The organism is bacterium, assembly GCA_036504735.1.
Taxonomy (GTDB): Bacteria; Electryoneota; RPQS01; order RPQS01; family RPQS01; genus DASXUQ01.
The window spans coordinates 295,571-319,659 of the sequence record DASXUQ010000019.1 but is presented as its reverse complement, the minus strand read 5'-3'; the positions used below and the strand labels follow the sequence as shown (position 1 = coordinate 319,659).

Here is a 24,089-nt window from a genome sequence, read left to right as displayed (position 1 = left end):
AGAAACCATGTCCGTTCACGTGACCTCCTTGATCACTTGACTAGAGTTATCCTTACAGCCGGACCGTTTGTCCGATTGCGCAAAAGTTCTGTCGTGTGCAGAAAGTAAATTCCCGACGGGACTCGCGACAGGTCCAGCCACACCGAACCGGGGCGTTCCAGTGTGGCCTCCTTGACTGCCCGCCCGAGCAAATCGAACACGACGAAGCGAGCCGGAGAGCCGCAGGACACCACGAGTCCGCCATTGGTGGGGTTGGGAAACACACTCACCGTGGGCAACGAAGGGGCAGCGCGCGCCGGCGCAGCCGCATCTGGTGCGGCGGAAATGTAGATGCGATTCGAGTCGCTTATGACGCAGCCATTCGGCGACGTGTAGAAAAACCGCGTCGGACCTGTGTTCACCGTGTTGTCGAGAAGCTCCCATTGACTGAGATCATCGGACACGCGGTAGAGCCCTTGATAAGCCCGCACTAAAAGGCCATCACTGCCATACGCCACCTTGTAGACATGCGTGACCCCCTGCGGGAGCCCCACCGTCATGGTATCCCCTGTGGTCTCGTCATACCTGCCCATGTGGTACGCGCCACCGATATAAACCCACGGCTGCTGCGGATGCCGTGTCAGGCTCTCGACCTCCTGGGGAAACGGCAAACGGGTCAGGATGACGGAATCCGGCGTCACGACCGCTTGGTAAAAATCCCAAATCCAGGCCAAGTAGAAGGTGTGATCGAGAGTGCCGGACCACAACAGACTATTGACCGGGTCTCCGCCGCCAATATTACTCCAACTTTGACCGCTGTTGCGGGAGACCTTGAGAAAGCCGCCGAAGTCAGGGTCAGAACTGGTGGCCAGCCACAGAGAGGTGTCTTCCGGGGAAATCAGGAACTCGCTTTCGTAGACCCATGTAGATGCAATTCCTCCCACGCGGATCCACGTGGTGTCCGCCGTTCGCATGAAGTAACCGTCCCCGGTGGCGGCAAAGGCGTTGGGGCGGCAATAGGGGTAATAGGAGAGGCTGAAGACGCGGTGTCCGGCCAGCCCCGCATATTCCCAAACCGTGTCGCTGTCGGCACAGGACCACACGCCACCACTCCTCGGGATCTCCCAGTCCATATACGTACCCGCCAGCACACGCGACGGCTGCCCCGGATCGGGTATGGCGCACATCACCTCCCACGGCGGCGACCCCAGATACCGCCACGGGCCATCGCAGGCCTTGGCTTCTGTGAGGAAGAGGGTGAAGGTTGTCAATGCCAGCCAAAGTAGAGTGTTCATAGTGTTCTGTCTCCTGAAACGCCACCCGATGTTCCGATCCGTTCCCGCCGCCTCTGCAGGTTGATAAACAAGATACGACTGCCTAACGATAGGATCAATGCTTTGCCGAAGATGTGAAATCATGATTAGGCTTCACTCGGACCTCCAGTTTCATTTAAGCAGAATTATTTTTGCAGGCGGAATGTTTTCCCGGCTGCCGGTCAGGTTCGTCACTTTCAGAAAGTAAATGCCGGAAGACAGCCCCGGCGGATCCAGCCACACCGATCCCGGACGCTGGATGCGCTGGGAATAAACCTCCTGCCCCAACACATCATACATCTGGAGCAGAGCAGGCCGGTCATAGGTGACCACGAAGCCGCCGTTGCTGGGGTTGGGATAGACGGATAGAACGGGCGTAACCGGGAGTGGCCGGACAGGCGCGGCGGCATCGGGGACGCCGGACACATAGATTCCCGCCCCATTGATGGCCAGGCAATGGTCAGGCGAGGCGTATAGAAGTTGGCCGGGAACGGTATTCGCTGTATCCGTCTGCCACTCGGTCAGGTCGTCGGAAAAGCGCAAATTGCCTCCATCAACGCACACCTGTAATCCCCGCTCAGTGTATGCGATGCTATGACCGAGTGCCGTATTGTCTGGGAGCGGGAATACCAGGGTATCTCCCGTGACTTCATCATAGCGGCCGATGTGATTATAGCTAAGGGCATACACCCACGGTTGCGTGGGATGGTACGCGGTACCCTGAATTGGGTCAATCATGTAAAGCACGGGACGAAAAATGGTGTCAGGAATGCTGGCTCGCCACAATGTGTGCTCCGCCGTATAGTAGAAAACTTGCGGCGCGTTGTGTGCCCAGAAGAACGGATGATAGTCTGTCGGCCCGCCGAACCACGACCAATGCTGTCCGCTGTCGCGCGAAATATAGATGCTGCCGTAACCCTCCGGAGCGCTTAGGGCTACCCAGAGAGACGTATCGGACGGGCAGATCATAAAATCGCGGTCACCGCCCCCCAGCGACGTCCAAGTGGAGTCCTCAATTTGCATGTAGATCCCGTGATCGGTGGCGGCAAAGAGGTTGGACCGGCAGTAGGGGTAGCACACCAGCCGGAAAATGCGGAGGCCGCGTAAGCCCACGTAATGCCAGACGCTGTCGGTTTCCCCGCACGTATAGACCCCGCCACCTTGTGGATCCCCCACATGAGCATACGCACCAGCCAGCACCTGCGAGCGGTCCGCCGGGTTGATAATGGCACAGTACATCAAGGGTGACGGCTGCCCAAGGAATCGCCATGGGTCCTGACAAGCCCTGGCCTCTCCTAAGAAGAGGCTTACACCCACCAAAGCAATCCAAAGTAGAGTTTTCATAGCTTCATGTCTCCAAAGGCCAACAAAAAAGCGAACTTGTTTGCTTTACAATAAGTTCGCTTCATCCGGTGTGTCACGGTCTGAATCCCCCGCGCCATTTGCCCGCCGCCCATGCCGCTTTAAATTCAACATACAACACTCTACCCATATTGTCAAGTCCAGTGCACAAGCTGCACCGCCGCATCTCCCAGAGGCCACCCCTCCGTTTTCCCACTTCCAATTTCTAATTTCCTATTTTCCGTTGTTCCGCCGCCTTGGATTCCGGCACATTTGTTCATATATTAAGATCGGAGAATTGGCGGTTCCGCTTGACCCGCCCTTACAATTCAGGTTTAGGCAAATTCATCAGCCAATCAGTGGCCCTAAATATGTCAAAATCCGCCGCAGGGGCACGGTATACCGTGCTCGCACCGTCAGAATTTCAGTATTTTCTTCAGGTAACGGGGTTCGTTTGGTCAAATAAAATTTCCGTGTAAAGATTCGGGTTTTGCTCCGGGATAAGAACGGGGTTGCGCCGGTTTTGTATATTGGAAGCAAACATCTTACAGCCATCCCATCCCCTTATGGATACCCCTGTTTCAGCGGCTGAAAAGCCTAAAACCAAGCCCGAACTTAAGCCAAAACGCAAAAAGAGCGCGATGTCCTGGCGGCGCGGGCTGCAAATCGGGTTCGCTTTGGTCAATGTGGCCGTCGGCATTCAGTTCTACCGCTTTGTCCATGCCGCGCAGACCACCACCTCCGGCCCGCTGCCCACCCGTCCTCCGGGAGTGGAAGGCTGGCTGCCCATTAGCGGCATGCTCGGACTGGCGGACTGGATCCATCAAGGTGCCATCAACACCATCCATCCCGCCGCCACCATTCTGTTTCTGGCGTTTCTCACCATCTCCTTTCTCTTCCGCAAGGCTTTCTGCTCCTGGCTCTGCCCGGTGGGACTGATCAGTGAGATGCTGGCCAAGGTGGGGAGGAAGATCTTTGGCCGCAACTTCCTGTTGCCGCGCATGGTGGACCGCTCGCTGATGGCACTGAAGTATGTGCTCCTGAGCTTCTTCGTCTCCGCCTTTTTCATCATGGGCATGGCCGGCATCAATGCCTTCATTGCCAGCCCGTACAATCAGGTCGTCGACGTCAAGATGGCGCTGTTCTTCGTGCAGCTCGGGACGGTCGGCATCAGCGTCTTTGCCGTCCTGATTCTCGGCAGCATCTTTGTGCAGGGCTTCTGGTGCCGGTACCTGTGTCCCTACGGCGCGCTGCTGGGACTCTTCTCCTGGCTCTCGCCGATGCGAGTCCGTCGCAACCCCACCTCGTGTATCGACTGCGCCAAATGCGACAAGGTCTGCCCGGCGCGGTTGCCGATCATGATCAAGAACAACATCATTTCCGTCGAATGCACCGGCTGTATGGAATGCGTGGAGGTTTGCCCCGTCAAGGACACCCTGCATTTCGGCACTCCCAACTGGAAACCCACGATGCGCAAAGTGGGCATCATCATCGCAGCCACGTTTCTGCTGTTTGTGATCTCCGCGCGGATCTTCGGCATCTGGCAGACCAGCGTGAGCGATGACGCCTACCGCTACCACGTCACCCATCTGAACGGCCCCGAGTACGGGCACCCCGGCAGGTGAGTGGGGCAAATAAGCAATACTCAAGCCGTGAGATCAGGGACAGGGAAGCGAGAGATCATCTGGAACCGGGGCAAGTGCCGCACAGCACTTGCCTCCGTCAAAAAAGGGTTTTGGGAGCGCTGATGTATAGTTATGAAAAACCTGTTTTTAGATAACAAGACCCGTTGTGATAGTTTTCGCAAGGTGGCTTGCAAATCCGGCGGAAAATCCGTATATTTGCTTTGCCGATAAGATAGTCAATTAGTCTGGAACGTAACAGGTTCGTCATAGTTGGAACGAGTCTGTTAAAGTGGGATAATGGCAAGCCATTTTTTTATAGAATGGCTTGTGAATTATTTCCCAATTCACTACCAGATAAGCTTATCTTCTTCTCGGCTTCACAGACTCGAACCTTACTGATAGCGGAGGATAAATGGCCGAAAAGACCTTCACGGAACCGGCAGTCAAGACCGAGGCCGAACTGCGAGCCTCTTTCTGGCAGCAGGTGAAGAGTATTCCGCACGGCGAGAAACTCAAAGAATGCATTCAGTGCGGCACATGCACCGGATCCTGTCCGGTGTCCTATATCATGGACACGACGCCGCGGCAGAATGTGGCTTTGCTGCGCGCGGGCCGCATAGAAGACATTTTGCAGAGCCGCTCGATCTGGCTGTGCGCGTCTTGTTACTCCTGCACGGTGCGCTGCCCGGCGGAGATCAAGATCACCGACATGATGTATGCCTTGAAGCGGCTGGCGATGGAGAAGAAGATTTACCCGGAGAAGTTTCCGGTGTACGCGCTCTCCAAGGCGTTTATCGATAATGTCTACAAGTATGGGCGCAACTATGAGATGGGCCTGGGAATCCGCTACCTGCTGAAGGTCTCGCCGCTGAAGCTGGCGGGAAGCGCGGGTTTCGGAATTGCGATGATGAGTCGCGGCCGGCTCGGTGTGCTGCCCAAGACGATCAAGAAGGTGGATGAAGTGCGGGCGATCATTGACCGCGCCAAACAACTGGGAGAACACTGATGGAATATGCCTACTATCCCGGTTGCAGCCTCGAGACCACCGGCAAGCCGTACGATCAATCGGTGCGGGCGGTTTTCAAGGCGCTGAATATCGGGCTGCGGGAAATCGAAGACTGGAACTGCTGCGGCGCGACGATGTACATGTCCGTCGACAAGCTGGTGGGTTACTCGGTGACCGCGCGCAATCTCGCGCTGGCGCAAAACATGGGCTGCGACATCTGCGCGCCGTGTTCGAGCTGCTATACGATTCTGCGCAAGACCAACCGCCAGATGGAATGGGATCCCAAGTCCCGCGATCAGATCAACGAAGCGCTCGGGGCGGCGAACCTGTCGTACACGAAGCACGTGGAAGTGCGCCACCCGCTGGATATTCTGGTGAATGACGTCGGCGTGCATGAGATCGCGGCCAAGGCCAAATTCCGCTTCGACGGATTGAAGGTCGCGCCCTATTACGGCTGCCAGATCGTGCGTCCGATGGGCTTTTTCGATGACGTGGACGATCCGCAGAGCATGGACCAACTGCTGCGCGCACTGGGCGCGGACGTGGTGCCGTATCCGGACAAGGTGCGCTGCTGCGGCGGCATGCTGATGACGACCTTCGAACAGGTGGCGCACAATCTGAACAATGACCTGCTGCGCTGCGCGGAAGACAACGGTGCGGAAGTGATTTCCACCGCCTGCCCGCTGTGCCAGATGAACCTTGAAGCCTATCAGCCGGCGATCAATGCGCGCTACAATACCAACCACAATATGCCCATCGTCTATTTCAGCCAGCTTGTAGGCTTGGCGCTGGGAATCGACGCGGCGGAATTGGGATTGGACACACTGATGGTCAAGCTGACGAATCCGAAACTGAAGGGCAAGGACGCCCGGAAGGCGGTCGCATGAGCGGAGACACAACCAACGGCAGCGGCAAGGTCCGCATCGGGCTGTTTATCTGCCACTGCGGAACCAATATTGCGAAGATGGTGGATGTGGTCAAGCTGACCGAGGAGTTTTCGAAGCATCCGGACGTCGCGGTGTCCCGCGAATACCGTTTCATGTGTTCGGAGCCCGGCCAGGAACTGATCATTAAGGATATCAAGGAACACAAGCTGGATCGCGTGGTGGTAGCGGCGTGCAGTCCGCTGATGCATGAACCGACCTTCCGCAAGGCGGTGGAACGCGGCGGCATCAACCGCTACTTCTTCGAAATGGTCAACGTGCGCGAGCAGGTCAGTTGGGTGTCCACGGACTATGAAAGTGCGACGGCCAAGGCCCGGCGGCTGATCAACGGCGCGCTGGCCCGCGTGAAGTTCCACGAAGCTTTGGAAATGCGCCGCGTGAAGATTACGCCGCGCGTGATGGTGGTGGGCGGCGGCATCGGCGGCATCGAAACCTCGCTGCAGCTTGCGGACGCGGGCTTCGAAGTGGTGCTGGTGGAAAAGGACGACACCATCGGCGGCCACATGGCCAAGTTCGACAAGACGTTCCCCACGCTGGATTGCGCGGCCTGTATTTTGACGCCGAAGATGGTGTCGGTGGGCCAGCATCCCCGCATCCGGTTGATGACGTGGACGGAGGTGGAGAATGTGGAAGGCTATGTCGGCAACTTCAAGGTGAAGGTCCGCCAGAAGGCCCGTTATGTGGACCCCAGCCTGTGCAACGGCTGCGGAGCCTGCTATGAAGCCTGTCCGGCGCGGCCCGTGCCGACCAAGCGCAAACTGATCCTTGGACGGCAGGTGGCCAATCAGGGCTACATGCTGAGCGGGGTCAAGATGCCTGCTCTGGCCAAGGAAGAAACGAAGACCCCCGCCGTAGCGGATGCGGTTTAAGCTCGACTCAGGAGAACATGATGTCAAAAGTTACTATCACCATTGACGGAAAGCCGATCCAGGTCGAGGAGGGAAGCTACGTACTCGAAGCATGCCGTGATATGGGAATTGATATTCCCGCGCCATGCCGGTACCCGCACCTCGAACCCCGCGCGGCCTGCCGTCTGTGCGCTGTGGAAGTCAGCGACGGAAAGAGCGATTCCAAAATAGAAATGTCCTGCACCTACAAGGTCAAGGAAGGCCTGGTGGTCGGTGCGACGTCGGAGAAGGCGCTGGAAGCCCGCCGGAAGAATCTGGTGAGCCTGATGAACCGCTGCGCGCCCAGCCCCCTGCTCAAAGACCTGCAGAAGCAGCTCAATGTCACGGACGCCAAGTTCGGCGATCCGGAGATTACCTGCTTCCGCTGCATGCTGTGCATTCGGATGTGCGACGAAATCGTGGGCGTGAAGGCCCTGTCCCTGAAGAAGGTCAAGGAGGGCGACACGACACCCATCGCGCTGGATGCCGACAAGTGCATTCTGTGCGGCGCGTGCGCCACGATCTGCCCGGTGGAGCACATCAAGCTGGAAGATATCGAAGAGCGTCCGGTGGTGCATCAGGATATGCGCCTGGGACCGAACAACGCGATCACGTTGACGTTCCGCCAGGCGGTGCCCAATGTGCCGCGTATTCACACGGAAGACTGTATTCACTTCTCGACGGGCGGCTGCGAAATCTGCTCGGAGGTGTGCGACAAGAACGCCATCAAGTATGATGACGTGGACAAGATCGAAGAGATCGACGTCGGCACGGTGATCATGGCGACGGGATTTCAGGATTTCGATCCGTCCCCGATGAAGCAGTTCGGCTACGGCAAGTACCCGAACGTGGTCAGCGCCATCGAGTTCGAGCAGATGAACAACGCGGCGGGTCCGACGGGCGGCAAGATCGTAATGCAGGACGGCAGCGAGCCGCGCTCGATTGCCCTGCTGCACTGCATCGGCAGCCGTGACGACCATCACCACAAGTATTGCAGCCGCGTGTGCTGCATGTACGCGCTGAAGTTCGCGCATCTGGCCAAGGAAAAGACCACCGCCGAGGTGTACCAGCTTTACATCGACATGCGCGCGTATGGCAAGGGCTACGAAGAGTTCTATCACCGCATTCTGGAAGAAGGCGTGACGGTGATTCGCGGCAAGGCGGCGGAAGTGATTCCGGCGCACTACCGCCGTCCGGGCGAAGGCGGTCTGATGGTCTGCTGTGAAGACACGCTGATCGGCAAGTACCGCGAGATTCCGGTGGATATGGTGGTGCTGTGCACGGCGCTGGAAGCCAACGCCGACGCCTCGAAGGTTGGCCGCAAATTCAACATTTCGACGGGCGCGGACGGCTGGTACATCGAAGCCCATCCGAAGCTGGGACCGGTCTCCACGACCACCGACGGCATTTTCCTCGCCGGTGTCTGCCAAGGAGCCAAGGACATTCCCGATACGGTGGCGCAGGGCGGAGCCGCGGCGGCCCAGGCGATGAAGCTGATGAACCGGGGCGAGATTTTCCTCGATGCGGCGTGCGCCGAAATCCAGGATGAACTGTGCAGCGGCTGCCGCATCTGTAACGGCCTGTGTCCGTACAATGCCATCAGCTACGACGAGGCCAAAAAGATCAGCAACATCAATCCGGCCATGTGCAAGGCCTGCGGAACGTGTGTGGCGGCCTGTCCGAGCGGTGCGATCAAGGGATTGCACTTCACCGATGAACAGATTTACGCCCAAATTGAAGGGATACTGGCATGAGTTTCGAACCCAAAATACTCGGCATCCTTTGCAACTGGTGCAGCTATACGGGCGCGGATCTGGCCGGAACGGCCCGCCTGAAGTATCCGCCCAACGTGACCAGCGTGCGCGTGATGTGCAGTGGCCGCGTGGACCCGGGCTTCATTCTCGATGCCTACCGCCACGGGGCGGACGGCGTTCTGGTGTGCGGCTGCCATCCGGGCGACTGCCATTATGTGGAGGGCAATTACAAGTGCCTGCGCCGCATCCCGCTGACCAAGACCCTGCTGGAAGGCATGGGCATTGATCCGAACCGTCTGCGTCTGGAATGGGTATCGGCCTCGGAAGGCAACCGGTTTCAGCAGGTGGTAACGGAATTCACCGAACAAATTCGCGCCCTCGGGCCGCTGAAGCTGCACGAAGCCGTTTTCGATCCGGAACATCCGGCGGGACCTGCTCCCAACGGAAAGTCGGCGGACACGGTCCATCAACCAGCCGCGCGTTAGGAGAACCTCATGGCAAAACCCAAACTCGCCATTTACTGGGCAGCGTCCTGCGGCGGTTGTGACGTCGCCATCCTCGACATCGAGGACAAGATTCTGGCCGTGGCGGACTTTTTCGACCTCGTATTCTGGCCGTGCGCGATGGATTTCAAATATGAAGACGTGGAGAAGATGGAAGACAAATCCATCACGCTGACGCTATTCAACGGAGCCATCCGCACCGAAGAGAATTATCATTTGGCCAAACTGCTGCGCCAGAAGTCCGTCGTGCTTTGCGCGTTCGGGAGCTGCGCGGCGGAAGGCGGCATTCCGGGACTGGCGAACTTCACGACCAAAGAAGAGATCATGAAGTATGCCTATGTGACGTCGCCTTCAACGGACAATCCGGACAAGATTTATCCACAAACCACGGTGAAAATGCCGGAGGGAGAAATCCATATTCCGGAACTGTGGAACACGGTGCGATCTTTGCCGCAGGTGGTGGATGTGGATTACATCATCCCCGGCTGCCCGCCGCAATCGAATCAGATTGCCGCGGTTGTCGAGGCGGTGATTGATATTCTGAAGAACGGCAAGCCGCTGCCGCCCAAGGGCACGGTGCTGGGTGCGACGGAGTCCACCTGCTGCGACGAATGCACGCGCAAGCGCGACATCAAAAAAATCACTAAATTTGTCCGTCCCTTCGAGATCATCCCCGATCCGGACATTTGCCTTCTGGAGCAGGGAATTGTGTGTGTCGGCTCGGCCACCAAGGCGGGTTGCGGGGCCAAGTGCCCGGCGGCCAATGTGCCTTGCCGCGGCTGCTACGGCATGCCGGTTCACGTGCGGGATCAGGGGGCGAAAATGGTGAGCGCTCTGGCGAGCGTGGTGGACACGCGGGATCCGGAAGAGGCGGAACGCATTATGGCGACGATTCCCGATCCGCTGGGAACGTTTTACCGGTTCACGCTGGCGGATTCGCTTATCGGGAGGTCGCAGAAATGAAGAGTATTGTCATCGATCCGATTACCCGTCTGGAAGGTCACGGCAAGATTCACTTGTTTGTGAACGATGACGGGTCGCTGGCCAACTGCTATTTTCAGATTCCCGAGCTGCGCGGCTTCGAAAAGTTCTGCCAGGGGCGGCCGGTCGAAGAGTTGTGCCGGATTGTGACGCGGATCTGCGGCGTCTGCCCGGATGCGCACCATATGGCGGCGGCCAAAGCGGCGGACGGAGTGTACGGCGCGAAGCTGCCTCCGGCGGCGACCAAGCTGCGGAACCTGGTGTACAACGCGTTCTATGCCGGCGATCATGCCACGCATTTTTACGCGCTGAGCGGACCGGATTTCGTGTGCGGCCCCGATGCTCCTCCCGCGGAGCGGAATATTCTGGGCGTGGTGGCCAAGGTCGGTTTAGAGGCCGGCAAAGCCGTGATTGCGCAGAGAGCGGCAGGGCAGAGGATTATCGAAATCATCGGCGGCAAGAAAGTGCACCCGATGACGGCGTTGCCCGGCGGCATGTCCAAGCGGGTTTCTAAGGCCGAGCAGCAGGAGATGATCAAGCTCGGCGAGCAGATGGTGGAATTCGCCAAGTTCACGATCCAGATTCTGAACGACGTGGTGCTCGCGAACAAGGCCTACGTGGACCTGATTCTGTCCAACAGCTTCACCCACCAGACCTACAACATGGGCCTCGTGGACGCGAACGGCAAGGTCAATTTCTACGAAGGCAAGGTGCGCGTTGTGGGACCGGACGGCAAGAAGCACGCGGAGTACGAAGCGAAGGATTATCTGGAGTATGTGGCCGAGCACGTGGAGCCGTACTCCTATTTGAAATACCCGTATCTGAAGAAGATCGGCTGGAAGGGCTTTGTGGACGGCGTGGATTCGGGCGTGTACAAGGCATCGCCGTTGTCGCGTTTGAATGTGTCGGACGGCATGGCAACGCCGCTGGCGCAGGCCGAGTACGAGCGCTTCTACGAGACTTTGACCAAGGACAAGAGCGGCAAGACGATGGTGCATGCCACGCTGGCCACTCACTGGGCGCGCGTCGTCGAACTGGTGTACGCCTGCGAGGCGACGCTGATGATGGCCAAGGACGACGAAATCACGTCAGACACGATCCACGTTCCGCCGAAGAAGGAAAACTTCGTTGGCGAAGGCGTGGGCATTGTCGAAGCACCTCGCGGTACACTGACGCATCATTACAAGACCGATCAAAACGGTATGGTGACGGAAGCCAATCTGATTGTGGGCACGACCAACAATAACGCGCCGATCACGATGTCGATCAAGCGCGCGGCGGAAGGTCTGATTAAGAAGGGAACGCCGATTACCAACGGCACCCTGAACCGCATTGAGATGGCGTTCCGCGCCTACGATCCGTGTTTCGGTTGCGCCACACACTCTTTGCCGGGCGAGATGCCGCTTGAAGTGGTGGTACACGATGCGGAATCGGGCGAGATTGTAGACACGACGTACCGCAACTGCTGACGAATTTTCACGGTTTGTAACCGACGGTAATCTATTACGAACAAGCCGCTCTTAATTCTCTGTCTCGGCAACGAGATTGTCAGTGATGACGCCTTTGGACCGGCGGTCTCCCGCGCCCTGCGGGATGAGCCGGACCTGAACCGTCACGCGGATATACTATTTGCTCCTGTGGCCGGATTCCATCTGCTGGACCTGTTTCAGGGGCGCGACAAGATTCTGATTGTGGACACGATTGTCACGGGCACCGCGGCGGCCGGAACACTGCACAGTTTTCCGGCGGGAGTGCTGACTCCTTCGAAGCATTTGACGACCAGTCATCAGATCAGTCTGCCGACGGCTCTCGAGCTGGGCAAGCGGCTGGGGCTTAAGATGCCGGAGGTGGTGGATGTGGTGGCCGTGGAGGCGCAGGATCTGGAAACCCTGTCGGAGGAGTTGACCCAGCCGGTGCGAGACGCACTGGATGGAGCGCTGGCTCGGATCCGAGCATGGGTGGCTGAGAATGCCGTCGAGGATGTTCAATATGCCGGGAAACAATAAGCCTACGATAAAAATCCAGGACAACCAGCCGCGGCCATGTGAAGAGTGTGGTGGCCGTGGCTGGCTGGATAATCGCTGTTTGCGGGCGGATCAGGCGCACCGTTGCCCCTATTGCGACGGGCGCGGCACCAATGTGCTGGGCCGTCCCTGTTATGGGTGCGGAGGCACGGGATTGATGGAAGTGCGGATGGAAGACAAGAAACCGTGTCCGCAATGTGGCGGCGCAGGCGTCTGGCCCATTCCACCCTCCATGACGATTGACGACTATGCCTTCAATCCGCGGGAACTGAAGAAGAGTCAGGGCTCCAAGTGACCCCTCATGTGTTGACGTTGCTGGCCACGGCGGTTGCCCTGGGCTTTGTGCACACGGTCTTAGGCCCGGACCACTATGTGCCGTTTGTGGCGATGGCCAAGGCGCGGCACTGGTCCCGCCGCAAGACCCTGACGATTACCCTGCTCAGTGGTGTGGGGCATGTGACCAGTTCGGTCCTGATTGGACTGGCGGGCTTGCTTTTCGGCGTAGAAGTGCTTAAACTTACCGCGCTGGAGTCGGCACGGGGTGCCATTGCCGGATGGCTGCTGTTCGGTTTCGGGCTGGCCTACACGGTTTGGGGAATCCGGCATGCGGTCCGGCAGTCACGGCTGACGCATACGCATGACGGATTAACGCATGTGCACCTCGGACAGAAGGAACATCACCACGAGCGGGTGAACCTGACTCCGTGGGTGTTATTTACGATTTTTGTGTTTGGCCCCTGCGAACCGCTGATCCCGCTGATTATGTACGCCGCCACAACCACGGCCAACGCCTTCGCGATTACGGGCGTGGCACTTGCCTTCGGGCTGACGTGTATCAGCACCATGACCGTGCTGGTGATGGCGTCTCTGCGCGGACTGGAATGGTTGCCCCGTTGGAATCTGGACCGCTACATGCACGCTATGGCGGGCTCGATCCTTGCGCTGTGCGGGGCAGGGATTCTGTTTTTGGGAATGTGAAGGAAGAAGCCCAAGAAGTCAAAGAAGACCCTCAGTCCTGACTCGGCACCACGCGGGAGCGTGCTGGCTAATCATGGAATGGGCGAGAAGGATTTTGGGGATTCGGATCACAACAGATTGATTTCTATGTCTACTGCCTTGCCACACGAATTTGATTCTAAGATGGAAACGCCGAAGGTAAGCTATTTATTTTCGGCAATTCAGCACTTAGAGATCCATGTATCGGGAACGGTGCAAGGAGTGGGCTTTCGGCCCTTTGTCTACAACATGGCGCGCAGGTTGGGGCTGCGGGGCACGGTGCAGAACAACAGCCAAGGGGTGATCATCCATGCCCAAGGGGCGGAGGATGGGCTGAGCGGGCTGTTGGATGCCCTGCGCGATGCCTTGCCGCCGGCGGCAAGAGTGGACAGCCTGAATGCTGTGCCGCAGGAACTGGGCGATTACACGGAATTTCGAATTCTACCCAGTGAAGTCCTTGATGAAACCTTTACTCAGGTGTCTCCGGATCTGGCCCTCTGCTTCGAATGCAGGAGAGAAATGGAGGGCTTAGGAGAACGGAGGAGAGATTACCCATTCATCAACTGCACCAACTGCGGGCCGCGATTTACCATTATCCAGCGCCTGCCGTATGACCGGCCAGAAACGACCATGAGCGAATTCCGGCTTTGCGATGTGTGCCGCGCCGAATATGAGGATCCGGAGGACCGCCGCTTCCATGCCCAGCCTGTGGCCTGCCGAAGTTGCGGGCCGTGGCTGCGCTACTTGGAGATGACCCGGGATGGCTGGCAGGAGACGGGCACAAAGGATGACGCCTTGGCTCGGGCGGTGGCGGCGCTCAAGGAGCAGAAGATTGTGCTGGTGCAGGGGATCGGGGGATTCCATCTGGCGTGTGATGCGCGGGACGAAAGGTTGGTGAATGAGCTGCGGCGGCGCAAGCATCGCGACGAGAAGCCGTTCGCGGTGATGTTTCCTTCCGAGGAGAGCCTGGAAGAATGCTGCGAGGTTGAAGGGATCGAGCTGGCTTTTCTGCGATCCTATCGCGCGCCGATCATGATTTTGAAGAAGCGGCCGGACTCGGTGATTGCTGAGGCGGTGGCGCCGGGGAATCCCTGCCTGGGAGCGATGCTGCCGTATTCGCCGCTGCATGTGGTGCTGCTGAAGGAGTTCGGTACGCCGCTGGTGATGACCAGCGCCAATCTCAGCGACGAACCCATAGCCTACGACGTGGATCGCGCGCTGGACCGGATGAGCGGCATTGCGGATGGCGCACTGGTGCACAACCGCAAAATTCAGATGTTCGCCGATGATTCGGTGGTGAAGGTGATCGGCGGCGCTCCCCGCGTGTGGCGGCGGTCCCGTGGCTATGTGCCCGAAGCGGTGCATGTTCCTCAGGCCTTTCACACACCGACGCTGGCCTTCGGGCCGCAGCTCAAGAACACCTTCTGCCTGGGCAAGCAGCAGTTTGCAATTCTCAGCCAGCATTTGGGAGATCTGGAAAACGATCTTTCCGCTGATGCCGCCCGTGCGGCGCTGGAGCATTTTCTGCACCTGTATGATGCGAAAATTGAACTGGCCGCCTGCGACCTGCATCCCGACTACACGACGACGCGAATTGCCGAGGCGTGGAGCAGCGAACGCGGAATTCCGCTGGTGAAGGTGCAGCACCATCATGCGCATCTGGCGGCGTGTCTGGCGGAGAACGGCAAGTCGGAGCGGGCGATTGGCTTATGCCTCGATGGGACGGGGTACGGGACGGACGGCGCGGTGTGGGGTGGAGAGGTGCTGGTCGGGGATCTGTGCGGCTTCGAGAGAATCGGGCATCTGCAGGAGACGGCGATGCTGGGCGGGGAGCGCGCGGCCAAGGAGCCGTGGCGGATGGCCTTGGCCTGGCTGTTTGAAGCCTATGGGCACCGCTGGAGCGAATTGCCGCTGCACTTTGCCTCGCATTTGCGTACGGAGTTTGCCGAGCAATCGCTGCGGATGTTGCTGTCCTCCTCGCTGCGTTCGAATGTATTTCCGCGCACGACGAGCCTCGGCAGACTGTTTGATGGAGCGGCGGCGCTGATGTTCTTCGGCACGCGGCGGCAGTATGAAGGCCAGGCGGCGATGCTGCTGGAAGGGATGATGGCATCGGCCACAGAGAAGCCGTATCCGCTGGAAGTCATCGAGAATTCTCAGGGCTGGGTGCTGTCGCCGGTGCCGATGATCCGGGCGATGGTTTCGGATTTGGAATCACGCGTTGCACCCGATGTGATGTCGCGCCGGTTCCACGAGGGAATTGTGGACGGTTTTACGCGGCTATGCATGCGCGTGCGGGAAGCTACTTCAGTGAACACGGTGGCGCTTTCCGGCGGGTGCTTTATGAATGCGTTTCTCCTGACGGCTTTCGAGCGGACCCTGACGGAGCAGGGGTTTGCGGTGTTGTCACACCAGCAGGTTCCCCCCAATGACGGCGGCGTGGCGCTGGGACAGGCAGTGGTGGCGAACGCGAGAAGAGAAGGATGAAGGATGAAGGATGAAGGATGAAGGATGAAGGATGAAGGATGAAGGATGAAGGAATGCCTCATGCTGCCGAGCCGGGTTGAGCCGGTGGAGGCTGTTACCGGCACCGGAAACACAACCCGGCCGAAACCTATTCATTTGGGCTTTTTGGTTTTTTAGCTTTTTGGATTTTAGATTATGTGTCTTGCCATACCGATGAAACTATTGGAGCGCGACGAGCAGCGCGGGACCGTGGAGAGCGGGGGGGCGAAGCGGGACGTGATGCTGACGCTCACACCGCAGGCGAAAACCGGCGACTATGTGATTGTGCATGCCGGGTACGCGCTGGAAGTGCTCGATGAAGCTGAGGCGCTGCGCACACTGGAACTGTTCCGGGAACTCGGGGAGGCGGGCGAGTGAGCGCGCTGTCCGGTTACCGCGACGCGGAAAATGTACGGCGTATTGCCGCGCAGATTGCGCAGGTGGAGCTTCCGCGCCCCGTGCGGTTTATGGAGGTGTGCGGCGGACATACGGCGGCGATCTACCGCTTTGCGCTGCATGATCTGCTGCCGGATGCCGTACGCTTAGTCTCCGGGCCGGGCTGTCCGGTGTGCGTGACGGCCAATGATTTCGTGGACCGCGCCGTGGCGCTGGCACAATTGCCCGACGTCACGATTGCGACATTCGGAGATTTGATTCGCGTGCCGGGCTCATCGCGCAGCCTCGCGGAGGCGCGGGCGCGCGGCGCGGATGTGCGGGTGTTTTATTCATCGGCGGATGCTCTGGAGTTTGCGAAGACGCATCCCGAACGCCGGGTGATTTTTCTGGCGATTGGCTTCGAGACCACGGCCTGCACCCTCGCGGCGACGCTGGCGGCGGCTGTGCAGAGCGGCACACGGAATTTTTCGATGCTGTGCGCACTGAAGACGATGCCCGAGGCGCTGCGCACCCTGTTCTCCGCGCCGGGAGTACAGATCGACGGTCTGATTCTGCCGGGGCACGTGACGACGGTGACGGGTATGGCGGAGTTTGATTTTGTGCCGCGCGAGTTTCGGATTCCCTGCGCCGTGTCGGGCTTCGAGCCGGTGGATTTGATGGAAACTATTTTGATGCTCTGCCGGCAGATCGAGCAGAAGCGCGCTGCCGTGGAAAACCAGTACACTCGCGTGGTCCGGCAGGACGGCAATCCCCACGCACAGGCGCTGATTGCGAAGATGTTTGAGCCGTGCGATATGCCGTGGCGGGGCTTCGGTGATATTCCACAGAGCGGGCTGGCGATTCGCAAGGAGTTTGCGGCGTGGGATGCGGCGGCCATTCCGGTGGAGGTGGAACCCGCGCGCGAGCATCCGGGCTGCCGCTGCGGGGAAGTGCTGCGCGGAATGATTCGACCCAAGGACTGTGCATTGTTCGGCAAAGCCTGCACTCCGGAGCAGCCGCGCGGCGCGTGCATGGTCTCTTCGGAAGGCGCGTGTGCGGCGGTGTACCATTTTGCGGCGGAGGAGCGGTGAGCGATTCGGTAGTGACGTTGAATCATGGCGCGGGCGGCGAGACGATGCGCGGCTTCATCAAGCAACTCTTCATCGAGTCCTTTGCCAATCCCCTGCTGGATACTCTGGCGGACGCGGCGCTCTTGAATCTGCCGGGGACGCGGCTGGCGTTTACGACGGATTCTTATGTCATCAAGCCCGTCGAATTTCCCGGAGGGAATATCGGCAAGCTGGCCGTGTGCGGGACGGTGAATGATCTGGCGGTGATGGGAGCGAAGCCGCTGTACCTTTCGGCGGGATTCATTCTTGAGGAAGGGCTGGATTATTCCCGGTTGGAGAGAATTGTGCGGGCGATGGCAAAGACGGCGCGCGAGGCGGGCGTGGAGATTGTCACGGGAGACACCAAGGTGGTGCCGCGCGGGGAATGCGACGGGATCTTTATCAATACGGCGGGAATCGGGGTTGTGCCGCAGGGCAACGGTCTCTCGCCGCTACTGGTTGCGCCGGGAGATGCGATCATCGTATCGGGGACGATGGGCGATCACGGGCTGGCGGTGCTGAGTGCGCGCGAAGGATTATCTTTTCAGACGCAGATTGAAAGCGATTGCGCGCCGCTGGGAGATTTGATCGGCGGAGTGCTGAAAATTTCACCGGGTGTGAAGTGGATGCGGGATCCGACGCGCGGCGGACTGGCGGCGGTGCTGACCGAGCTTTCCGAAGGGCAGCCGTTTGGCGTGCTGATTCAGGAAGCCGCGGTTCCGGTGCGGGAAGACGTGAAGGCAGTGTGCGAATTGCTGGGCTTCGATCCGCTGCATCTGGCCAATGAAGGCAAGGTAGTGATGGTGGTGGAAGAATCCGCCGCCGGAGGAGTTCTCGAGATTTTGAAAACCCATCCGCTGGGCAAGAACGCGGCGCTGATCGGGCAGGTGACGGAAGGTCCGGCCGGTGTGGTGCGGGTGCAGACGGAAGTGGGCGGTGTGCGGCGGTTGCAGCGCCCGGCAGGGGAATTGCTGCCGAGAATCTGCTGAGTAGAAGCGAAAAGCGAAAAACTAAGAAAGAGAGATCCTGCATCCCGAAGACGGCCTGCGGGATGACAGACATCGTCTATGCACGAACTGTATATCGCACAATCTATTTTGAAATCAGTGCAGAAGTCGCTGCCGGAGGACGTGCGGGCGGAAGATGTGACGCAGGTGCGGGTGGAGTGCGGGCAGCTCGATGCGGTGGTGCCGGACTCTTTGATATTTTTGTTTGACGCGATCAAGGCCGAGAGCAACATGCCGCAGGCGGAATTGCTGGTCGAGCAGATTGCGGTGGCGTGCGTCTGCAAGGACTGCTCGCGTGAGTTTGAAATGGAATTGCCCGTGTTTATCTGCCCGGACTGTCAGAGCGGCAATGTGGAGCTGCTGCGGGGAAGGGGTATTCGATTGACCGGGATAACGGTGAATGAACCTGAGGACGAGAACCATGGACATACCGGTCATCCGTGACGTACTGGAAGAATCGAACGCCCTGGCCAAGGAAAACCGCGCGCGGTTCGATGAGCACAAACTGTATGTGGTGAACATTATGAGCAGCCCCGGCTCGGGCAAAACCACGCTGCTCTCCAAGACCATTCCCCTGCTGCAGCAGCGGGGTCTGCGCTGCGCGGTCATCGAAGGCGATATCACCTCGACCATCGACAGCGAGCGGTTGCAGCCGTTGGGGATTCCGGTGGTGCAGGCGAACACCGAGCCGTTCGGCGGCGACTGTCACGTGGGCGCGCATCTGGTGCAGGCGGCGCTGAAGTATCTGGATCTGTCCGCGCTGGATATTCTGTTTATCGAGAACATCGGCAACCTGGTCTGTCCGGCGGAATTCTACCTCGGCGAGAACCGCAAGGTGGTGGTGCTGTCGACGACCGAAGGCGAAGACAAGCCGCTGAAGTACCCGCTGATGTTCCGCGAATGCAGTGTCTGTTTGATCAGCAAGATGGATCTGGCGCCGCATCTGGACATCGATGTTGCCCAGATCACGAGCAACATCCGCAAGACCAACGCGCAGATCACCGTGCTGCCGGTGTCTTCCAAGACGGGGGAAGGGCTGGACGCATGGGTAGAATGGCTCGTTAAGAAAAGTTGACGAGTGAAATCGAAAAGCTGTGAAGAGCGTGCGAAGGCACGCTCTTTTGTTAGGGTAGAGCGGGAGCTAAGTCTCAACTGGCTCCCGTGTTTGCTCCCGCTGTAAGTTAGTCTGGACAAATCAGGGAGCATTATTCTGCATTATTTGTAGACCTCCTTAGTCATCTTCTTGAATCTGTTTTATCGCACCTATTGAGCGCAAAAAACGGATAAATTTCAATTAACGAGACAACGTCTGCGGGCGGGTCTGGAAAATTGGTGGACAATTTATCACAGGTAAAATTTGCCATTTTCTCGTCGAAAAGGGCTTTCATCTCACTCTACTCCTGACTAACTTAGATGCAGAGAGAGCAAGTAATAGGATCGGCTTGCTCAGTTTTCTGCGGTTAGACAGGATCGGAGTTCGGCATGGTTATCATCGTTGCCATTCTTTTGGCTCTGGCGAGCCTGGTTCCAGTATGGGCCCAAGACGCATTCAGCCACCCCAACGTGTTCCCCACCTCGACAGGTACCTTCTATCACGGGGTATACCCCGGCCCGTACAATGGTCGCGAAGACCAAGTTACTCCCGCGCAGTTACAGACCTACCAGCAGACGGTGGGCAAGCCGGCGATGTTTGTCTACTTTTCCCATGAGTGGGCGTTGACGCGGGCTTTTCCGACGTCTGCTTGTGCCTGGATCGACAGCATGGGCAGTATCCCCTTCATCCGGCTTTCGATGCGCAGCCAGATCGGCATGACCAATCAACAGGATCCGGTGTACAATCCGCAGCGGATCATCAATGGCGATTTCGACGCCGATTTACATGCCTGGGCTCGGGCGGCCCGCTCCTTTGGCAAGGCGATTTTCGCGCAGTATGGGATCGAGGTGAACGGTGGTGTGATGCCGTGGAGCGCCTGTTTCAACGGTGGCGGCACGACCACGGGATACGGGGATCCCACGGTGGCGGACGGCCCCGAACGGTACCGCGACGCGTACCGGCATATCATCGACATCTGCCGCGCGGAAGGCGCGACCAATATCTACTGGTTTTTCCATGTGGTGGGCTACAGTGAGCCGCACGAAACATGGAACAACATGGACCACTATTATCCGGGTGATAACTACATCGACGGCATCGGCGTGAGCATTTACGGGGCAAAGTCCATGAACGACCCCAATTGCCAGCCCTTTGCGCCGGCGATGGATTATGCTTATCCGCAGATGGCGGCGTTGTCGACCACCAAGCCGATCTGGATACTCGAAATGGGCGCGGGCGGCAACAATACCGTTTGCCCGTCAGGGACATGGGCAAACGACGCTTTCACCTCTCTGCAAGGCGGACGGTGGCCACGGGTGAGCGGCTTTTCCTGGTGGGATGAAAAATACTCTACGGGACCCAATCCAGGGGATTTCGCCGACTTCTGGGTGCAGGATGACTCCGGGACGACGCAGTCGTTCCGGACATGGGTGCGGGACCGTTCCAACGTCCTTAGCCGGCTGCCTTCGTCGCCGCCGCCCGCATCGACGGTGACGGTCAGCGCGCCGAATGGGGGCGAATCCTGGGCAACGGGAACGTCTCATGCGATCACGTGGACCTCATCGAATCTTTCGGAGGCGGTGAAGATCGAACTGAACCGCGCCTATCCCGGCGGCACGTGGGAGACGATTATTGCCAGCACCGGGAATACCGGCAGCTACACGTGGGCGGTTGCGGGCACGGCCAGCAGTGCCGCGCGGGTGCGGATTACCGGCACCACGCATACTACGGTCGGCGATACCTCGAACGCCAGCTTCTCCCTTACCACCACCGCGCCTGTGGCATCGGTGACCGTTACGGCGCCGAATGGCGGTGAAGCATGGGGGAGTGGAACATCGCATGCGATCACGTGGTCATCGGCGAACTTTCCGCAGAATGTGCAGATTGAACTCAACCGCAGCTACCCGGGTGGAACGTGGGAAGTGATCTCCTCCAGCGCATCGAATACGGGCAGTTACCAGTGGAGCGTGAACGGCTCGGCCAGCAGCAGTGCGCGGATCCGGGTGCGAGGCACAACCACGCCTGCCGTAGGCGATACGTCCAATGCGAATTTCTCGATTACGGCTACGAGCACCACACCGACCATCACCGTGACGTCGCCCAACGGCGGCGAGTTGGCGCGCCTGCAGAGCTACTATACCATTCGCTGGGGCTATACCAATGTTTCCGGTGCGCAGTATGTGCGGATTCAGTTGAATCGTAACTATCCGACGGGCACATGGGAGAGTATCAGCTATGCGACCTACAACGACGGCTCTTTCACATGGGCGGTTAGCGGCGCGACGACCTCACGGGCCCGGATCCGGATTGTCAGCTACTACAATTCGGCGATCGGCGACACGTCCGACGCCAACTTTACCATCTCCGCCGGTTACATAATGAGTGGGCCGATGGGAGGAACGGGGCTGGCGGGCGCGTCTCCCAATCCGTTCAATCCGACGACACAGATTCAGTATCAGCTCTCCGAAGCGGTCCATGTCAAGCTCGAAGTGTTTGACATCATGGGCCGGCTGGTGGCAACGCTGATGGATTCGGAGCAGGCTGCGGGCACTCACCGGGTTACATTTGATGGCAGCAATCTGGCATCGGGGATGTACCTGATGCGGATGAGCGCGGGCAACGTGACAAAAATTCAGAAGATGCAATTGCTGAAGTAATGCGAAGCGGCCGACGGATCCTCCTGGCGCAGCGGCGCAGGTACCGATCCACCCGCGCTGCAAGCCAAAGAGCTGGCTGCTTCGCAATACCGAAGGGGCTGCCCTCCCAGTACGGGGGCAGCCCTTTCTCTTTGGTAAGGCGGGAAAATTGTAAAAAGACGTGGACAAGGCTTGCTTTTTGGGCGGACGATGGCTATACTTATGGGCGATGGGTGAAGACCGTCACCGCGCGCCGCGTCTGCGGCGGAAACTTCGGATGCCGAAAGGGACAACTTCGGGAGGGAAACATGAAAAGCAGCTTAGTCGTCTGGGTAGCCGTGTTGGTGATTGCGGTGCAAGGTTGGGCGCAGCCGGACACCGTGTGGACGCATATTTACGGGCAGAGCAGTGATGACTATTCCTACGTGGTGCAGGAGACACCGGATGGCGGCGTGGTGGTGGCGGGGAGTATGTCGTCGCCGTTTTCCTGTGAACTGGTCAAGACTACCGGCAATGGCACGAGACAATGGATTCGCAATCTTGGACCGGGCAGTTCCTATGCGAACGATGTGCGCTGCACGGCAGACGGCGGATATGTTCTGGCAGGCGCCGTGGGGACGGTGGGCGCCTTAGTGTTGAAGACGGATTCGTCAGGCGCACAGAGTTGGTCGCGCACGCTGGTGCATGATCACGCGGTGTTTGCCAGTGTGTTTCCGCGTTCCGACGGCAGTTATATGGCCGCGGGGCACAGGGATATAGCTACTTCGCTTTCCGGGGTATACTACGCGCGGCTGGATTCGGCGGGGAACGCGATGTGGGAGCGTACTCTGAGCAGAACCGCATCACCGGCTCTGAGTTTGACTCTCGATGCCGCGTGTGCGACGCCCGACGGCGGCTTTGTCGGCGCGGGAACGGTGGATACGGTTGATGCGATCATCAACGAAGATTTCTATATCATCCGCGTCAATGGCGCAGGCGATACTCTCTGGACGCGGTCGATTGGCGGCGCGTACCGGCAGGGGGCGCGCAGTGTGCAGGCGACGGGTGACGGCTATGTGATTGGCGGATTCGATAATCGCGGCTCGAGTTTTTGTCCGCACGTGGTGAAGGTGAGCGAGAGCGGCGAGGTGCTGTGGAACCGGGTGATTACCACCGTGGGTTCGGTGACGTGCGCGGCGGCTTATGAAATTGAAGGCGGCGACCTGATCATATCCGGGACACTGCTGGCAGGGGCGACGGGAGTTCCGGATTTCTATCTGGCGCGTGTCGCACCGAATGATACCGTGCTCTGGTCACGCCGCTATGGCAGCGGTACGGCGGACTGGGTGGAAGATATGAAGCTGATGTCGGACGGCGGCTGTGTAATTACGGGCCGTACGCAGGCGTTTGGCGCGGCGGGTTGGGATTTTTACGTGGTGCGCACATCGGCTGTGCACACTACAGCAGATGCCGGGCCGCAGAGGGCGGTGCCGGTGTCATTAACGTTGACTTCCTATCCGAATCCCTTCAATGCCACGGCGGCCATCGAGTATTCCGTGCCGCAGACTGAACGCGTGGCCCTTCGCGTCTATGACGTGTTAGGCAGGGAAGTCGCCACACTGGCCGACGGTGCGCAGACCGCAGGAGTGCATAGCCTCACCTTTGACGGCGCACATCTTCCTTCGGGGATTTACTTCGCGCGGTTGCAGGCAGGCCAGGCGGTGCAGACGAGGAAAATGATGTTGCTGAAGTGAACTTGGAAACCGAGTCTTGGAAAAAGGGCGTCCGTGTGGCGTCCTTTTTTTGTTGGCGGGGAGGCTGAATTGGGATCTTGATTGGATAGTTTGGTGCTCGTCGGATAATGGTTATTAAATCCCCATCTCAATTTGTCAAGATCCAGATTCTTCACGTAGAGTTTGGTGGAACAAGCAAGCAGAGCCGCCGTATACTACAATAGTACTCTTCTGGTACGATTTGATTCCACGGGTCAGTACTTATCGCCAACCGCCCTCCTTACATCGCTTCCTTACCT

21 protein-coding genes are annotated in these 24,089 nt (G+C 58.7%); 19 read left to right on the top strand and 2 right to left on the bottom strand.

The window, feature by feature from the left end; all coding sequences use genetic code 11:
- Positions 1-32: 32 nt before the first annotated feature.
- A complete protein-coding gene (locus VGL38_15805; protein ID HEY3296897.1) occupies positions 33-1,274 on the bottom strand; it encodes a T9SS type A sorting domain-containing protein in 1,242 nt (413 codons plus the stop codon).
- A 150-nt stretch (positions 1,275-1,424) separates the two neighbouring features.
- Complete coding sequence (locus tag VGL38_15800; GenBank protein HEY3296896.1) at positions 1,425-2,636, bottom strand: T9SS type A sorting domain-containing protein; 1,212 nt, start codon at positions 2,634-2,636, stop codon at positions 1,425-1,427.
- Between the two features lie 638 nt (positions 2,637-3,274).
- On the opposite strand from VGL38_15800, the gene VGL38_15795 reads away from it, so the two are divergent.
- The 19 genes from VGL38_15795 to VGL38_15705 all read left to right on the top strand — a co-directional run bounded on the left by VGL38_15795 (position 3,275) and on the right by VGL38_15705 (position 23,811).
- On the top strand, positions 3,275-4,258 hold the full coding sequence (locus VGL38_15795) for a 4Fe-4S binding protein (protein HEY3296895.1): 984 nt from the start codon (positions 3,275-3,277) through the stop codon (positions 4,256-4,258).
- 412 nt (positions 4,259-4,670) lie between these two features.
- Positions 4,671-5,264, top strand: coding sequence for a 4Fe-4S dicluster domain-containing protein (locus VGL38_15790; protein HEY3296894.1), 594 nt, complete (start codon positions 4,671-4,673; stop codon positions 5,262-5,264).
- On the top strand, positions 5,264-6,151 hold the full coding sequence (locus VGL38_15785) for a CoB--CoM heterodisulfide reductase iron-sulfur subunit B family protein (protein ID HEY3296893.1): 888 nt from the start codon (positions 5,264-5,266) through the stop codon (positions 6,149-6,151). The genes VGL38_15790 and VGL38_15785 overlap by 1 nt, the downstream gene beginning before the upstream one ends.
- Positions 6,148-7,077, top strand: coding sequence for an NAD(P)-binding protein (locus VGL38_15780; GenBank protein HEY3296892.1), 930 nt, complete (start codon positions 6,148-6,150; stop codon positions 7,075-7,077). The genes VGL38_15785 and VGL38_15780 overlap by 4 nt, the downstream gene beginning before the upstream one ends.
- A gap of 17 nt (positions 7,078-7,094) precedes the next feature.
- Positions 7,095-8,849, top strand: coding sequence for a 4Fe-4S dicluster domain-containing protein (locus VGL38_15775; GenBank protein HEY3296891.1), 1,755 nt, complete (start codon positions 7,095-7,097; stop codon positions 8,847-8,849).
- The gene (locus tag VGL38_15770; protein ID HEY3296890.1) at positions 8,846-9,334 is read left to right on the top strand and encodes a hydrogenase iron-sulfur subunit; all 489 of its coding nucleotides are present in this window, start codon (positions 8,846-8,848) and stop codon (positions 9,332-9,334) included. The genes VGL38_15775 and VGL38_15770 overlap by 4 nt, the downstream gene beginning before the upstream one ends.
- Positions 9,335-9,343: 9 nt before the next feature.
- The gene (locus tag VGL38_15765) at positions 9,344-10,315 is read left to right on the top strand and encodes an oxidoreductase (protein ID HEY3296889.1); all 972 of its coding nucleotides are present in this window, start codon (positions 9,344-9,346) and stop codon (positions 10,313-10,315) included.
- Complete coding sequence (locus tag VGL38_15760) at positions 10,312-11,802, top strand: Ni/Fe hydrogenase subunit alpha (protein ID HEY3296888.1); 1,491 nt, start codon at positions 10,312-10,314, stop codon at positions 11,800-11,802. The genes VGL38_15765 and VGL38_15760 overlap by 4 nt, the downstream gene beginning before the upstream one ends.
- Positions 11,803-11,835: 33 nt before the next feature.
- Complete coding sequence (locus tag VGL38_15755; protein HEY3296887.1) at positions 11,836-12,339, top strand: hydrogenase maturation protease; 504 nt, start codon at positions 11,836-11,838, stop codon at positions 12,337-12,339.
- Positions 12,323-12,652 (top strand): hypothetical protein, encoded by a 330-nt coding sequence (locus VGL38_15750; GenBank protein ID HEY3296886.1) that lies wholly within the window; start codon positions 12,323-12,325, stop codon positions 12,650-12,652. Before VGL38_15755 ends, VGL38_15750 begins: the two co-directional genes overlap by 17 nt.
- Complete coding sequence (locus VGL38_15745) at positions 12,649-13,335, top strand: hypothetical protein (protein HEY3296885.1); 687 nt, start codon at positions 12,649-12,651, stop codon at positions 13,333-13,335. The genes VGL38_15750 and VGL38_15745 overlap by 4 nt, the downstream gene beginning before the upstream one ends.
- A 162-nt stretch (positions 13,336-13,497) precedes the next feature.
- The gene (gene hypF, locus VGL38_15740; protein ID HEY3296884.1) at positions 13,498-15,840 is read left to right on the top strand and encodes a carbamoyltransferase HypF; all 2,343 of its coding nucleotides are present in this window, start codon (positions 13,498-13,500) and stop codon (positions 15,838-15,840) included.
- A 174-nt stretch (positions 15,841-16,014) separates the two neighbouring features.
- Entirely contained in the window at positions 16,015-16,236 is a 222-nt protein-coding gene (locus VGL38_15735) for a HypC/HybG/HupF family hydrogenase formation chaperone (protein ID HEY3296883.1), read from the top strand.
- Positions 16,233-17,324, top strand: coding sequence for a hydrogenase formation protein HypD (hypD, locus tag VGL38_15730; protein ID HEY3296882.1), 1,092 nt, complete (start codon positions 16,233-16,235; stop codon positions 17,322-17,324). The genes VGL38_15735 and hypD overlap by 4 nt, the downstream gene beginning before the upstream one ends.
- A complete protein-coding gene (gene hypE / locus VGL38_15725; protein ID HEY3296881.1) occupies positions 17,321-18,331 on the top strand; it encodes a hydrogenase expression/formation protein HypE in 1,011 nt (336 codons plus the stop codon). Before hypD ends, hypE begins: the two co-directional genes overlap by 4 nt.
- 78 nt (positions 18,332-18,409) lie before the next feature.
- Positions 18,410-18,793 (top strand): hydrogenase maturation nickel metallochaperone HypA, encoded by a 384-nt coding sequence (locus VGL38_15720; GenBank protein ID HEY3296880.1) that lies wholly within the window; start codon positions 18,410-18,412, stop codon positions 18,791-18,793.
- Positions 18,771-19,424, top strand: a complete 654-nt coding sequence (hypB, locus tag VGL38_15715; GenBank protein ID HEY3296879.1) for a hydrogenase nickel incorporation protein HypB — start codon at positions 18,771-18,773, stop codon at positions 19,422-19,424. The genes VGL38_15720 and hypB overlap by 23 nt, the downstream gene beginning before the upstream one ends.
- Positions 19,425-19,831: 407 nt before the next feature.
- Positions 19,832-22,099 (top strand): T9SS type A sorting domain-containing protein, encoded by a 2,268-nt coding sequence (locus VGL38_15710; protein ID HEY3296878.1) that lies wholly within the window; start codon positions 19,832-19,834, stop codon positions 22,097-22,099.
- Between the two features lie 287 nt (positions 22,100-22,386).
- Positions 22,387-23,811, top strand: a complete 1,425-nt coding sequence (locus VGL38_15705; protein ID HEY3296877.1) for a T9SS type A sorting domain-containing protein — start codon at positions 22,387-22,389, stop codon at positions 23,809-23,811.
- Positions 23,812-24,089 lie beyond the last annotated feature (278 nt).

Bases quoted from the DNA above. Each gene is read 5' to 3' on its own strand.
- VGL38_15805 (HEY3296897.1), bottom strand. From the start codon at position 1,274: ATGAACACTCTACTTTGGCTGGCATTGACAACCTTCACCCTCTTCCTC.
- VGL38_15800 (HEY3296896.1), bottom strand. From the start codon at position 2,636: ATGAAAACTCTACTTTGGATTGCTTTGGTGGGTGTAAGCCTCTTCTTA.
- VGL38_15795 (HEY3296895.1), top strand. From the start codon at position 3,275: ATGTCCTGGCGGCGCGGGCTGCAAATCGGGTTCGCTTTGGTCAATGTG.
- VGL38_15790 (HEY3296894.1), top strand. From the start codon at position 4,671: ATGGCCGAAAAGACCTTCACGGAACCGGCAGTCAAGACCGAGGCCGAA.
- VGL38_15785 (HEY3296893.1), top strand. From the start codon at position 5,264: ATGGAATATGCCTACTATCCCGGTTGCAGCCTCGAGACCACCGGCAAG.
- VGL38_15780 (HEY3296892.1), top strand. From the start codon at position 6,148: ATGAGCGGAGACACAACCAACGGCAGCGGCAAGGTCCGCATCGGGCTG.
- VGL38_15775 (HEY3296891.1), top strand. From the start codon at position 7,095: ATGATGTCAAAAGTTACTATCACCATTGACGGAAAGCCGATCCAGGTC.
- VGL38_15770 (HEY3296890.1), top strand. From the start codon at position 8,846: ATGAGTTTCGAACCCAAAATACTCGGCATCCTTTGCAACTGGTGCAGC.
- VGL38_15765 (HEY3296889.1), top strand. From the start codon at position 9,344: ATGGCAAAACCCAAACTCGCCATTTACTGGGCAGCGTCCTGCGGCGGT.
- VGL38_15760 (HEY3296888.1), top strand. From the start codon at position 10,312: ATGAAGAGTATTGTCATCGATCCGATTACCCGTCTGGAAGGTCACGGC.
- VGL38_15750 (HEY3296886.1), top strand. From the start codon at position 12,323: ATGCCGGGAAACAATAAGCCTACGATAAAAATCCAGGACAACCAGCCG.
- hypF (HEY3296884.1), top strand. From the start codon at position 13,498: ATGGAAACGCCGAAGGTAAGCTATTTATTTTCGGCAATTCAGCACTTA.
- VGL38_15735 (HEY3296883.1), top strand. From the start codon at position 16,015: ATGTGTCTTGCCATACCGATGAAACTATTGGAGCGCGACGAGCAGCGC.
- VGL38_15720 (HEY3296880.1), top strand. From the start codon at position 18,410: ATGCACGAACTGTATATCGCACAATCTATTTTGAAATCAGTGCAGAAG.
- hypB (HEY3296879.1), top strand. From the start codon at position 18,771: ATGGACATACCGGTCATCCGTGACGTACTGGAAGAATCGAACGCCCTG.
- VGL38_15710 (HEY3296878.1), top strand. From the start codon at position 19,832: ATGGTTATCATCGTTGCCATTCTTTTGGCTCTGGCGAGCCTGGTTCCA.
- VGL38_15705 (HEY3296877.1), top strand. From the start codon at position 22,387: ATGAAAAGCAGCTTAGTCGTCTGGGTAGCCGTGTTGGTGATTGCGGTG.